The organism is Lutibacter sp. A80 (assembly GCF_022429645.1).
Classification (GTDB): Bacteria; Bacteroidota; Bacteroidia; order Flavobacteriales; family Flavobacteriaceae; genus Lutibacter.
The window spans coordinates 2,512,991-2,527,256 of sequence record NZ_CP092480.1 but is presented as its reverse complement, the minus strand read 5'-3'; the positions used below and the strand labels follow the sequence as shown (position 1 = coordinate 2,527,256).

13 protein-coding genes and 1 tRNA gene are annotated in these 14,266 nt (G+C 28.7%); 12 read left to right on the top strand and 2 right to left on the bottom strand.

What is annotated here, in order from left to right; genetic code table 11:
- Positions 1-942, bottom strand: a complete 942-nt coding sequence (locus MHL31_RS10335; protein ID WP_240225877.1) for a ribose-phosphate pyrophosphokinase — start codon at positions 940-942, stop codon at positions 1-3.
- A 126-nt stretch (positions 943-1,068) separates the two neighbouring features.
- Here MHL31_RS10335 and MHL31_RS10330 point away from each other — a divergent pair.
- Positions 1,069-1,150 (top strand) — tRNA-Leu (locus MHL31_RS10330).
- 515 nt (positions 1,151-1,665) lie between these two features.
- Here the strand turns inward: MHL31_RS10330 and MHL31_RS10325 are convergent.
- Positions 1,666-1,803 carry a hypothetical protein gene (locus tag MHL31_RS10325; protein WP_240225876.1) on the bottom strand — a complete coding sequence of 46 codons (138 nt, stop codon included), beginning with the start codon at positions 1,801-1,803 and terminating at the stop codon, positions 1,666-1,668.
- 205 nt (positions 1,804-2,008) lie between these two features.
- On the opposite strand from MHL31_RS10325, the gene MHL31_RS10320 reads away from it, so the two are divergent.
- From MHL31_RS10320 to MHL31_RS10270, 11 genes are all read left to right on the top strand, one after another.
- On the top strand, positions 2,009-2,734 hold the full coding sequence (locus tag MHL31_RS10320; protein WP_240225875.1) for a LytTR family DNA-binding domain-containing protein: 726 nt from the start codon (positions 2,009-2,011) through the stop codon (positions 2,732-2,734).
- 225 nt (positions 2,735-2,959) lie between these two features.
- Complete coding sequence (locus MHL31_RS10315; RefSeq protein WP_240225874.1) at positions 2,960-3,112, top strand: hypothetical protein; 153 nt, start codon at positions 2,960-2,962, stop codon at positions 3,110-3,112.
- A gap of 144 nt (positions 3,113-3,256) precedes the next feature.
- Entirely contained in the window at positions 3,257-5,284 is a 2,028-nt protein-coding gene (locus MHL31_RS10310) for a tetratricopeptide repeat-containing sensor histidine kinase (RefSeq protein WP_240225873.1), read from the top strand.
- A complete protein-coding gene (locus tag MHL31_RS10305; RefSeq protein WP_240225872.1) occupies positions 5,265-5,945 on the top strand; it encodes a response regulator in 681 nt (226 codons plus the stop codon). The genes MHL31_RS10310 and MHL31_RS10305 overlap by 20 nt, the downstream gene beginning before the upstream one ends.
- A 195-nt stretch (positions 5,946-6,140) precedes the next feature.
- Positions 6,141-8,120 carry a protein-disulfide reductase DsbD gene (locus MHL31_RS10300; protein ID WP_240225871.1) on the top strand — a complete coding sequence of 660 codons (1,980 nt, stop codon included), beginning with the start codon at positions 6,141-6,143 and terminating at the stop codon, positions 8,118-8,120.
- Positions 8,121-8,122: 2 nt separating this feature from the next.
- Positions 8,123-9,136: a thioredoxin-like domain-containing protein gene (locus MHL31_RS10295; protein ID WP_240225870.1), complete on the top strand. Its 1,014-nt coding sequence runs from the start codon at positions 8,123-8,125 to the stop codon at positions 9,134-9,136.
- Between the two features lie 109 nt (positions 9,137-9,245).
- Positions 9,246-10,718 (top strand): aminotransferase class V-fold PLP-dependent enzyme, encoded by a 1,473-nt coding sequence (locus tag MHL31_RS10290; protein ID WP_240225869.1) that lies wholly within the window; start codon positions 9,246-9,248, stop codon positions 10,716-10,718.
- A 50-nt stretch (positions 10,719-10,768) separates the two neighbouring features.
- Entirely contained in the window at positions 10,769-11,353 is a 585-nt protein-coding gene (locus tag MHL31_RS10285) for a HupE/UreJ family protein (RefSeq protein WP_240225868.1), read from the top strand.
- 53 nt (positions 11,354-11,406) lie between these two features.
- Complete coding sequence (locus tag MHL31_RS10280; RefSeq protein WP_240225867.1) at positions 11,407-11,832, top strand: dCMP deaminase family protein; 426 nt, start codon at positions 11,407-11,409, stop codon at positions 11,830-11,832.
- On the top strand, positions 11,829-13,454 hold the full coding sequence (locus MHL31_RS10275; RefSeq protein WP_240225866.1) for a S41 family peptidase: 1,626 nt from the start codon (positions 11,829-11,831) through the stop codon (positions 13,452-13,454). Before MHL31_RS10280 ends, MHL31_RS10275 begins: the two co-directional genes overlap by 4 nt.
- Positions 13,455-13,485: 31 nt before the next feature.
- On the top strand, positions 13,486-14,232 hold the full coding sequence (locus MHL31_RS10270; RefSeq protein WP_240225865.1) for a UDP-2,3-diacylglucosamine diphosphatase: 747 nt from the start codon (positions 13,486-13,488) through the stop codon (positions 14,230-14,232).
- Positions 14,233-14,266 lie beyond the last annotated feature (34 nt).

The window sequence follows — 14,266 nt, the reverse complement described above, 5'->3', positions numbered from 1 at the left end:
TTACATTAAAAATTGCCCACTTATTGAGGTGTTTTCTTGTACTTTATGCATAACACCTGCGAACAAAGGCGCGCAAGATACAACTTTTATTTTAGAACTCTCTCTTTTTAAAGGAATTGTATCTGAAACAATTAATTCTAGAAGTTTAGAGTTTTCAATTTTTTCGTAAGCATTACCAGATAAAATTGGGTGGGTACAGACAGCTCTAACGCTTAAAGCTCCTTTTTCCATCATTAAATCAGCTGCTTTTGCAAGTGTTCCACCGGTATCAATCATATCATCAACTAGAATAACATTTCTACCTTTTACTTCTCCAATTAGTTCCATAGTATCAATTACATTTGCTTTTAGGCGTTGTTTGTAACAAATTACCACTTCACTTTCTAAGTATTTAGAATATGCATAAGCACGTTTAGAACCTCCCATATCTGGAGATGCAATAGTTATATTATCTAAATTAAGGCTTTTTACATATGGTAAAAATATGGTTGAAGCATATAAATGATCGACAGGTTTTTCGAAAAAACCTTGAATTTGATCTGCGTGTAAATCCATGGTCATAATTCTTGTAGCTCCAGCTGCTTGTAATAAATTTGCTACAAGTTTAGCGCCAATTGCAACGCGTGGTTGGTCTTTTCTATCTTGTCTTGCCCAACCAAAATAAGGTATAACAGCAGTAATATGCCTTGCTGATGCTCTTTTTGCTGCATCTAAAATTAGAAGCATTTCCATTAAATTGTCTGAGTCTGGAAAAGTAGAACCTACCACAAAAATACGCCGTCCTCTAACGGAATCTACTAGTGCTGGCTGAAATTCACCATCACTAAATTGTGAAATTTTAACATTTCCAAGTTCTAATCCGTACGAATCCGCAATATTTTTAGCTAAAACCTGACTTTGTCTGCAAGCAAATATTTTTGGTGCTAGTTGACTGTTTCCCATTTTTAAGTTGTGTTGTTGTTTGTTGAGCCGCAAATTTAAAATTAATTATAGAGTTATTAAACAACTTCGTGATTTTTTTAAGGTTTTGATAAAAAAAAATTATAAATTTGCACTCGCATTTAAAAAGCCTCGATGGCGGAACTGGTAGACGCGCTGGATTCAAAATCCAGTTCTTTCGGGAGTGTGGGTTCGATTCCCACTCGAGGTACTATTTTGTTAAAAAGGGAAAATAAAAGAAACTTAAAAGCACTGATTATCAGATGTTTGATTGAAAAAAGTTTTTTTATTTTCCCTTTTTTATATATTCTGGTACTAAACATTTATAGTCATGGGTATTCGTTTAAGAAATTAATTGAGCTTTTTAATGAACTAAAAATATAATAATATATCCATCATAATTATTTGAGTTCCTTTTTAAAATCACTCTAACCTTTTTTGTGTTGGGGTGATTTTTTAGTATTTGCTATCTTAACAATTTTTTGAGAGGTTTATTTATTCTCTTTAAAATAGAGAAGTTTAACTTTAGTTAACCCTATTGGAAGTTAGGGGTGTATAATTTAAGTTGTGTTTATATAGCATAAAAAAAACTCCGCTAAATATTTTTTAACGGAGTTTCTTAATTTTCATAGCTCTTAGTAAGTAACAATTAATTTATTTATAATTCGGGGTTTTAATTAATTTGTTAATTACTGATTACTGCTTTGGGGGGGTAAATTTTTATATTTATTCTATACCTAAACGTTCAAATAGGCCTCTAATATTTTCAGGGTAATTGTTTTGTTGGTGATTTTTTGTTAATTTAAGCGTTACTTTATTTATAAAATCTTCAACATTATTAGTAAGGTGTTTTTTTTCTTTCATTTTGTTTTCGATTTTTAAGGTATTTTTTACATACCTGGCTCTATAAATTTTAGAAAGTTATCTACTAACTTTTTCTTACATGTCAAATTTAAAACTATAAAATATACTATTTAATTATTTATCCGTAAAAAAAGTGGGGTTAAACCATACAATTTTGTATGTTATTTTTTAGTATTTTTGGTAAAATTAAATTGCTTAATTCAAAATGTGCAACGTTTTTATTATAGATGATGACTTAAATACTGTTCAAAGTATTACGGATGTTTTAAACGATTATCCTGAGTTTGATTGTATTGGAACTTCTTCAAAACCAGTAAATGCAACTAATATTATTTTAAAAGAAACCCCTGATGTGGTTTTTTTTAACATTGATACTGTTTTTAAAAATCCTTTTGAGTTTGTACAAGAACTAAACTTATTTAATAATAACAGTCCTATTTTTATAGCTATTTCTTCCTCTAAAAAAGAAATATATAATGTTATAAAAAATGGTTTTTTCGATTTTTTATTAAATCCATTGTCTGAGGTAGAAATTAGAAAAACAATAATAAAATTACAAAAAAAGAGACAAAGGCAGTTTGGTAAAAATATCTGTTTAAAGTCATATAAAGATTATCAATATCTTAAAACAGATGAAATATTGTATTTAAAGGCAGATAATAATACAACAGATTTTCATATGGATGGCGGTACTGTTATAAATGCATATAAAACACTTAAAACGTTTGAAGAGATATTACCAAATAATTTTTATAGAATTCATAAAAGCTATATTATAAATAAAAATTTTATTTCAAGAATTCAATATGGTAAATCTACTTGTACTATTAGTAAAACAAATATAGAGGTGCCTTTTACTAAAACTTATATTTCTGCAATTGAAAAAATCAATAAATCTTTAACAGCATATTCTTATATTTCTGTAAAATAAAAGTTTTAATTTTGCTGAAGTTTTGTGTTTCTTTTTTATTTAATACTACCTTAAAGTGGAGAATTAACCGTCTTTCTAACAAACAACTTGTCTTTGCTAACAAACGACATGTCTTCACTAATAAATGGGTATTCAATCTTGTGTTTTTTACTCTAAGTACTACATTTACACCGTAGTAATTAACAAAACAGAATAAAATATAAACAATATAAAAAACCATTTATTATGAAATCAATTAAATTTATCTTCGCTTTATTAGTAGTTTCAACATTAGCTTTATCTTGTACTTCAGACAATGATGAAGTAGAACAATTATATGCTCAAGAACAAGCAACTGGAGATGATGGAACAGCAGATATTATTAGAACAAGAGATTAATTGTATTTACATAAAATAAATTATTAGTAATAATAAATATTAAAAGCCTTAAACTAAAGTTTAAGGCTTTTTTTAGTAGCTTTGTTTTAAACAACCGTTGTTAAAATTAAAGCGAAATTCTACATAGTATTAATTAAATTGTTAATGTTGGTATTAATTATACCGATATTTTTTTGCTGCGAAAAATCTAATGTAGTATCAAAAAATAAGCAAACTAAAGCTAATGATAGTATTGTATTTTGGATAGCACAATCCAAACAATTTAAAACAACTAAAATTCAAAAAAAAAGAGCTTTAGAAAAAGCTTATACAGCTACTTTAGATGTAAGCTCAGATTCTATCAAAAATAACTTTTTTGCAGAAATAGCCTACCAAACAGAAGGGTTAAATTTTGATTCTTTATTTGTAAAAGCAAATATAAAATCATTGGAAGTAGCCACAAAAATAGATGATTTTTTAAAAATAGGGGAAGCACATTGGAATTACGGAAACTATTATACCGATTTGCAAGTAACAGATAGTGCGTATTTTCATTTTCATACGGCTTATGAAAATTTTCAAGCTGCTAAACATAATTATTATGCCGCAAATATGTTGTACAACATGGCGTTTATACAAGGTCGGTTAAAAGATTATACAGGAAGTGAAATTTTAATTTTTGAAGCAATAAGTAAATACGAAAAGGTTAAACGTTATGATAAATTATACCAATGTTATAATTATTTAGGTTTAATTTATATAGAACTCGAAGAGTTTGATCGTGCTATCTTTTACCATAATAAAGCTTTAGAGTATTTAACTAAAGTTAAAACTAAGAATAAATATAAAGAAGGAAGCTATAGTAATTTAGGTTTAACCTACCAAAAACTTAATAATTACGAAAAAGCTATTGAGTACTTTGATAAAGCATTAAAAAATAAAAATTTAATAAATCAAGACCCTGTTTTTTATGCACGTCTTATTGATAATATGGCGTATACAAAGTTTTTAAGAGGTGATACTATAAATATTGTAGAAGGTTTGTATAAATCACTTAAAATTAGAGATAGTTTAAAAAATATTTCTGGAGTGGTTATTTGTAAAAGGCATTTATCAGAGTTTTATGCTGTAAAAAAAGATACAACTTTGGCTGTACAATATGCAAATGAAGCTTTAGGATTAGCAGATCAGGTTAAAAATAATAGAGATAAATTAGAAACGCTACTCTTACTTTCAAAAGTAGATATGAAAAATTCTAATACTTATTTAAACGAATATGTGCATTTAAGTGATAGCTTACACGTTGAAGATAGAAAGATTAGAAATAAATTTACTAGGTTACGTTTTGAAACAGATGAATATATTCAAGAAACAGAGAAACTTTCTCAACAAAATTTATTAATTTTATTGGGAGGTTTTTTAATGATTATATTTTTTTCTTTTGCATATATAATGCGGGTGCAAAGAATAAAAAATAAAGAATTATTGTTTGAAAAAGAACAACAAAAATCCAATCAAGAAATTTTATCTTTAATGATAAAACAACAAACTAAATTAGAAGAAGAACGTTTAAAAGAACGGCACAGAATTTCTGAAGACTTGCACGATGGTGTTTTAGGTAAAATTTTTGGAACCAGATTGGGGCTGGGGTTTTTAAATATTGCAGCAGATAATGCTACCATTGAAAAACATAAAAATTATATTGATGAGCTTCAGAATATTGAAAAAGAAATTAGAACTATTTCACATGAATTAAAAAATGAAATATTATCGTCTAAAGAGAATTTTTCAAAAATTATTAAAGATTTAATTGATGAAAGAAGTAATTTACAAAAATTTGAACATGTGTTTTATTGTGATGAAACTATTGATTGGGATGATATAGACGATATTGTAAAAATTAATTTATATAGAATATTACAAGAAGCATTGCAAAACATAATTAAATATGCAAATGCAACTTTTGTAGAAATAAACATTAAATTAGAGAATAATAGTATAGAAATGCTAGTGAAAGATAATGGAATTGGTTTTAATATTAAAGAAAAAAGAAAAGGGATCGGATTAAAAAATATGAACTCTAGAGTTCATAAAATTAATGGAAATATTAAAATTAATTCTTCAAAAAATGAAGGAACTACTATTTTTGTTACTTGCCCAATACAAATAATAAATGAAGGAAAAAACATATAAAGTATTAATAATTGATGATCATCCAATTATTGCGGATGCTTATAAAAGCGCTTTTGAATTTATCAGTTTAGAAAAGCCAACTACTAAATTCGAAATTTCTATCGCAACAAATTGTGATGATGCAATTGAAATAATTGAAAACTCTTCGAAAAATACAGGAATTGATATTGTTTTTTTAGACATATCTTTACCACCATCTACAGATGGGGTATACTTGTCGGGTGAAGATTTAGGTGTTCGAATAAATCAATTACTTCCAAAATGTAAAATTATTGTTGCTACCACTTTTAACGATAATTATAGAATACAAGTAATATTAAAAAATGTGAATCCAGATGGTTTTTTAATTAAAAATGATATCAATAAAGAGGAACTTGTTTTTTCAATAAAAACGGTTTTAGATGGCTCTCCATATTATAGTAAATCTGTACTAGAATTGTTTAGAAAACAAGCTTCGATTGATTATAAGCTTGATAAAATAGATAGGCAACTATTATACGAAATGTCTATTGGAACTAAAATGAAAGAACTTCCTAAAATTATTCCAATGTCTTTGGCTGGTTTAGAAAAAAGAAAAAAGCAATTGAAAACATTGTTTAAAGTAAAAGAAAATGATGACAGAGAATTAATATTGAAAGCAAAAGAAAAAGGGTTCATATAGTAAGTTTTTTTTGCTATATAAATACATCGAAAGTCAATTCACATTCCCTATAAATTTTTATAATCAAAATTTAGTTAAAACAGCTATTAAGAAAAGTTTAACACTAATAAATAGGGGAAAATAATGTTATCAACGTCTTAGTAAGTAATAATGTTTATTTTTGAAACCTTAAAACAAGCAAAATCAATTAATACTATGCGAAAAATAATATCATTTTTATCTCTTTTATTACTTTTTTCGGGAAGCTATGCCCAAATTCACGATCCAGTAAAATGGACAACAGCAGTAGAGAAGATCACTGATACGGAATACGACTTAATAGTTAAAGCATCAATAGAAGCCAATTGGCATTTGTATTCACAAAGTGTACCCCAAGATGGGCCAATACCAACCACATTTACATTTGAACCTACAGATCAGTTTGAATTAGTAGACAATGTTACAGAAGAAACAGGTCATACCGTTCATGACCCAGTTTTTGATATGGAAATTAAATACTTTGAAAACGAAGCTATTTTTAAACAACGTATTAAATTAAAAACCGAAAATACTTTAAAAATTTCAGGAGAAGTAGAATTTATGGTTTGTGATGATACTAGTTGTTTACCACCAACATTTGTAGATTTAGAATTTAATATTTCGGGTGAAACAGCAGCAATTGAAAGCCCTAAAACAGCAACAAAAGAAACTGTTACTGCAGTAAAAAAACAAGACGAATCAACTAATAAAAGTTTATTAACTATTTTTATTATTGCGTTTTTCTCAGGTTTTGCAGCATTGTTAACACCTTGTGTTTTCCCAATGATACCTATGACAGTTAGCTTTTTCACAAAACAAAGTAAAAGCAAAGCTAAAGGTGTTAAAAACGCCATTATTTATGGAGTTTCTATAGTAATTATCTATGTTTTATTAGGAATATTTGTAAGTGCTGTTTTTGGAGCGGATGCTTTAAATGCCCTCTCAACCAACGTATGGTTTAATGTTATTTTCTTTTTACTATTATTAGTTTTTGCAGTTTCGTTTTTAGGAGCTTTTGAAATTACATTACCTAGTTCTTGGGGAACAAAAGTAGATGCACAAGCAGATAGAGGAGGAATTATTGGAATCTTTTTTATGGCATTAGCTTTGGCAATTGTGTCATTTTCTTGTACAGGTCCAATTGTTGGAACTTTATTGGTTGAAGCCGCAGCAGGAGGAAGTCAAGTAGGTCCAATTGTTGGTATGCTAGGATTCTCTTTAGCATTGGCAATTCCATTTGCATTATTTGCAGCTTTTCCAGGTTGGTTAAATTCATTACCAAAATCTGGAGGTTGGTTAAATACAGTAAAAGTTGTTTTAGGATTTTTAGAATTAGCATTAGCATTTAAATTCTTATCAAATGCCGATTTAGTATTACAATTACATTGGTTAGAGCGTGAAGTATTTATAGCAATTTGGATTGCAGTTTTTGGAGCGTTAGCATTTTATTTATTTGGAAAAATACAATTACCACACGATTCACCTTTAACACATATTTCAGTAGGAAGATTAAGTTTAGGATTGGTAGTATTAACATTCACAATTTATATGATTCCAGGACTTTGGGGAGCACCATTAAATTTAATTAGCGCATTTCCACCAGCACAACATTATAGCGAATCTCCTTACGGAGTTGGGTTTAAAAAACTTGGAGAAGCCGGTGCTTCAACAAGTAGTCATGGAGATTTACCAGAAGGTGCACACTTAATGGCGCCACATAATATACTTGCTTTTAACGATTACGATTTAGGTTTGGCGTATGCTAAAAAAGTTAAAAAACCAGTAATGTTAGATTTTACAGGCCACGCTTGTGTAAACTGTAGAAAAATGGAGCAAAATGTTTGGGCAAAAGACCACGTATTGCCAATTTTAAAGAATGATATTATATTAATTTCATTATATGTAGATGATAAACGCCCTTTGCCAAAAGGAATGGAAATAGAATCAAAATTAAGACCTGGAAAAAAATTAAAATATATAGGTCAGAGATGGAGTGAGTTTCAAACAATAAAATACAAAGCAAATGCACAGCCATTTTACGTATTAATGGATCATAATGAAGAAAATTTAATAGATCCAGCAGGTTATACACCAGATGCAGACGAATACCATGATTGGCTAAAAGAAGGAATTTCAAAATTTAATAATAAACAATAAGAATGAAAAAAATAGTAATAGTAGTTAGTGCAGTTTTATTAATTATAGGGTGTAAACCAGAAGCCCCAAAAGACTATGTAACATTAACAGGAACAATAACAAACCCAAATTCAGATTCTTTAATAGTTGCTCAAAGAACAATTTTAAAAACTATTAAAGTAAAATCAGATGGAACATTTTCAGATACTTTAAAAGTAAAAGAAGGAAACTATGTTTTATTTGATGGAACAGAACAAGCATCAGTTTATTTAAAAAATGGGTACGATTTAAATTTAGAAGTAAACACCTCAGAATTTGACGAAACACTTGCTTATACAGGTAATGGATCAGATGAAAACAATTATATAGCGGCTGTAGCACTTTTACAAGAAACAGTATTAGGAGATGATTCTTTATTTACATTAGAAAAAGCGAGTTTTGATGAAAAAATAGAAGGTATAAATTCAAAGTTTAAAAATTTATTGACTGAAGCTAAAATAACAGATACCGCTTTTGTTTCAGGTCAAGAAAAACAAATAGACCGTTTAACAAATTATATAGCTTCTACTTATAAAGAAAGACGCTATTTAGCGACCGTTTTAGGTAAAGGAAATGCATCACCAAAGTTTACAGATTACGAAAATTTTAAAGGAGGTACAACTTCATTAGACGATTTAAAAGGGAAATACGTGTATGTAGATGTTTGGGCAACTTGGTGTGCACCTTGTAAACGAGAAATTCCATTTTTAAAAGAAGTTGAAAAAGCGTACCACGGAAAAAATATAGAATTTGTAAGTATTTCAATAGATGAAGATAAAAATCATGAAGCTTGGAAAACTATGGTTTCAGAAAAAGAATTAGGAGGAGTTCAGTTATTTGCAGATAATAATTGGAAATCAGATTTTATTCAAGAATACAAAATTAAAGGAATACCTAGATTTTTATTAATCGATCCAGAGGGGAATATTGTTAGTTCAGATGCACCTAGACCATCATCAAAAGATTTAATTGCATTGTTTGATGAGTTAAAAATATAACAATAATTTTAAATAAATTACGGTTTAAAAAGATACTCATTTAACAAATAAAACGAGTATCTTTTTAGTTCCATTATAGTACATATTAGTAAATAAAATAGCTTAAATAATGAGTCTTTCTGAATTAGAAATCTACTTTCAAAAATATAGAAATAACATTGTTGGAATTAATCAATCATTCCAATCTCCATATGGAGAAAAAGAAATTATATATACAGATTGGACAGCTAGTGGAAGACTGTATAGGCCAATAGAGGAAAAACTATTAAATGAATTTGGGCCATTTGTAGCCAATACACATACGGAAACATCTATTACCGGTTCTGTAATGACAATGGCTTACCATAAAGCTAGAACTATAATAAAGAAACATGTCAACGCAAATTCAGACGATGTTTTAATTACAGATGGTACTGGAATGACCGGTGTTGTAAATAAATTTCAACGTATTTTAGGCTTAAAAGTTTCAGAAAACATAAAGGAATATACAAAAGTACCAGAATTGTTAAAGCCTATTGTTTTTATTACACATATGGAACATCATTCCAATCAAACATCTTGGTTAGAAACCATAGCAGATGTAGCCATAATCCCTTGTCAAGACTCAGGTTTAATTTGTTTTGAGAGTTTTCAAAAATTATTAGATCAATATAAAGACCGTCCAATAAAAATAGCCTCAATAACGGCATGTTCTAACGTTACAGGAATTAGAACAGATTATCATAAAATAGCAAAAATTATACATCAAAACGGAGGTTTATGCTTTGTTGATTTTGCGTGTTCAGCGCCTTATGTAAACATAAATATGCATCCAGAAGACAAAGAAATGTATTTAGATGCCATATTTTTTTCACCCCATAAATTTTTAGGAGGTCCAGGAACATCAGGAGTGTTAATTTTTAATAAAAAATTATATAAAAATTTAGTACCAGACAATCCAGGAGGAGGAACAGTAAATTATACCAATCCTTGGGGCGATCACGATTATGTAGACGATATTGAAACCCGAGAAGATGGCGGTACCCCAGGTTTTTTACAAAACATAAAAATAGCCCTTTCCATTCAGTTAAAAGAAGCAATGGGGGTTGATAACATATTGGCACGAGAGCATGAAATTAATGAATTGGTTTTTGAAAAACTCAGTAAAATCCCGAATCTTAAAATTTTAGCGCCACAGCATGAAGATAGGTTGGGTATTTTTTCATTTTATATTGAAGAAGTTCATTTTAATTTAATAGTAAAATTATTGAATGATCGTTTTGGGGTGCAAACCAGAGGAGGATGTTCATGCGCAGGAACATATGGTCACTTTTTATTACATGTAGATCAAAACACCTCAAAAGGTATAGAAAAGCAAATATTAGGAGGTTGTATGGTTGAGCGTCCAGGATGGATAAGAATGTCTATTCATCCAACAATAACAACTCAAGAAGTTTTATATGTTTGCGAAAGCATTAAACAAGTAGCGGAAAATTATAAAGAATGGGGAGCAGATTACGAATATAATGCAGCTAAAAACGAGTATATTCATAAAACAGCAACGCCAATAGAAAATAAGATTATAAATAATTGGTTTAACTAATAATTTAAGGAAGTAAATTTTTCTATATTTGAATCCATAAATTTTTTTATATGGATACACTTATATTTTTTCTTAGAGAAGGTTTATTTCATGTGTTGGATTGGAATGCTTACGATCATATTTTATTTTTAGTAGCATTGGCAGTTGTATATGATTTAAAAAACTGGAAAAAACTAATTTGGTTAATTACACTTTTTACAATAGGGCATACACTATCGCTAATATTGGCTGCATACAAAATTGTGTCAGTTGATACAAAATGGGTAGAGTTTTTGATTCCTGTAACCATACTTATTACTGCGGTGGTTAACATTTTGTATGTTAAAAATACTACAAAACAATTAAAAACAAATACAAATTTAGTTTTTGCACTCTTTTTTGGATTAATTCATGGTCTTGGGTTTTCTGGATATTTTAAAATGATAATAGGTTCTTCAGAAAATAAGTTTTTACCATTATTAGAGTTTGCTTTAGGAGTAGAATTAGCACAAATAATTGTAGTATTAATAATACTTATTTTAGGGTTTATATTTCAAACTTTTTTCAGATTTTCAAAAAGAGATTATATACTTATAGTTTCATCTATTGTTGTTGGTGTTGTGTTGCCAATATTAAAAGACAATGTATTTTGGTAAAATTTTAACTTGAAGTTAGTATTAATCTTTATACTTTCGTAATAATCATTAAAATGAAAAAAAAACAATTAAAATACGATAGAGCCTACATGAGAATGGCGTTAGAGTGGGCAAAATTATCCTATTGTGATAGAAAGAAAGTAGGCGCTTTAATTGTAAAAGATAGAATGATAATTTCTGATGGCTTTAATGGTACACCTACAGGTTTCGAAAATTGTTGTGAAGGAGAAGAAGGTGACACAAAATGGTATGTATTACATGCAGAAGCAAATGCTATTTTAAAAGTTGCTGGTTCTACACAATCTTGTAAAAATGCCACACTTTATATTACATTATCACCTTGCAAAGAATGTAGTAAATTAATACATCAATCGGGTATAAAACGTGTGGTGTATGCAAACGAATATAAAGATACTTCTGGCGTGCAGTTTTTAGAGAAAGCAGGAGTTGAAATAACACATCTTAAAGATTTAAAATGATAAATAAAAAAGCAAATTTGCCAATTTTTATTGGATTGGCAGTGGCTATTGGTATATTAATTGGAAGCTCATTTAACTTTAAAAATAAAGCAGTAATATTTACTTCAAATTCAACTGAAGCTAAAATAAAACGCCTAATTAATTATATACAGTATGATTATGTAGATGAAGTTGATACAGATAGCCTTTTAGATGATGCTATTACTAATATGCTTGTTAAATTAGACCCTCATTCGGTTTACATTCCAAAAGAAGATCTAAAGCAGGTAACTGAAAATATGCAAGGTAAATTTGTAGGAATAGGAGTTTCTTTTTTAGTGCATCAAGATACTGTAACTGTAACAGGAGTTATAGAGGGAGGTCCAAGTTATAAAGCAGGAGTTAAAGCAGGAGATAGAATTATTATTGCAGATAAAGATACACTTTTTGGAGAAGTGTTAATTAAAAATGCAGGCGTTAGCGAAGCTGAAAAAAAATCGTTTGTAGCTACTAGAAAAATTTCTGATCAAGTAATGAAATCTCTTAAAGGTGAAGCAGCAACTAACGTAATGCTTACAATTTATAGACGCTCAACAAATCAAATTTTAAACATTCCAATTGTACGAGATGAAGTGCCAATTAAAAGTGTACCGGCATATTATATGGTAAATAATACATTGGGATACATTAATGTAGAGCGTTTTGCAAGAACTACTTATTTAGAATTTAAACTGGCCTTAAATGAATTAATTTCAAAAGGTATGGAGGCTTTAGTTTTAGATTTAAGAGGCAATGGAGGCGGTTACATGGATATTGCAAATAGTATAATTGATGAATTTTTAGAAGATGGAAAACTAATTGTATTTACTAAAAACAAAAATGGAGAAGTAGATAAATCGTATGCAACTAAAAAAGGCTCTTTTGAAGATGGAGAGGTGTATGTTTTAATAGATCAAAACTCAGCATCAGCTAGTGAAATTGTTGCTGGAGCTTTACAAGATAATGATAAAGGAACCATTGTTGGACGTAGATCTTTTGGAAAAGGATTGGTACAGCAAGAAATGGATTTAGGAGATGGTTCAGCAGTTAGACTTACTACTTCAAGATATTATACACCAACAGGGCGATCTATACAAAAATCGTATGCAGATCATAATACCAAATTATATAATAGCGATTATATAAATAGAATACATAATGGAGAGCTTGTTTCTAAAGATAGTATTAAAGTTATAGATACCTTAAAATTTACAACGCCAAAAGGTAAAGTTGTATATGGTGGTGGTGGTATAATTCCAGATGTTTTTGTACCAATAGATACAACTAGAACCTATAATAGTTTATTTTATTCTGGTTTAAACGGATTTGTTTTTGAATACATAGATAATCATAGAACTGAATTAAATAACTGGGAATTAGATGATTTTGTTGCTGATTTTGATGCTGATGGAAAAATATTTGATTTATATTTAAATAAATTAAATTTAAGAAAGCCACTTAGTTCGGAAGCTAGAAAAGATTTAAGATTATATTTTAAAGCATTTTTTGCTCGTGATTTATTTGATCAAACAGGGTATTATAAGGTAACTCAAAAGAAAGATAATATGATTTTAAAAGTTATTGAGTTAGATACTAATAAGTAATACACATTTTAAAAATTAACCTAATTTTATTTTGACAGCTAATAAAAAAATATATTTTGCGTCCGATCAACATTTTGGAGCTCCAACAATAGAACAAAGTAAGGTTCGTGAGCAAAAATTTGTAAACTGGTTAGATACTATAAAAATAGATGCTGAAGTTATTTTTTTATTAGGAGATCTCTTCGATTTTTGGTTTGAATATAAAAAAGTCGTACCAAAAGGATTTATACGCGTTTTAGGAAAGCTTGCTGAATTAAGAGATAGCGGAATTCAAATTTATTTTTTTGTTGGAAATCACGACCTTTGGATGGAAGATTATTTTGAAAAAGAATTAAATATTCCAACCTATCATAAACCAAAAGAATTTACATTCAATAACAAGCTTTTTTTAATTGGACACGGAGATGGTTTAGGCCCAGGAGATAAAGGTTATAAACGTATGAAAAAGGTATTTACCAATCCGTTTTCAAAATGGTTGTATAGGTGGTTACACCCAGATATTGGCGTTGTCTTAGCTCAATATTTATCGGTTAAAAATAAATTAATATCTGGGGAAGAAGATGTAAAATTTTTAGGTGAAGAAAACGAATGGTTAGTACATTATTGTAATAAAAAATTAACCGAAAAACAGTACAATTTTTTTATCTTTGGTCATCGTCACTTACCCTTAGAAATTCAGCTTACAAAAAATTCAAAATACATTAATACAGGCGATTGGATTTCTTATTTCACCTATGCTGTTTTTGATGGAGACGAAATGATGTTAAAATCTTATTAAACCTAAGGGTTTGTAACTTTTTTTAACCAATTTT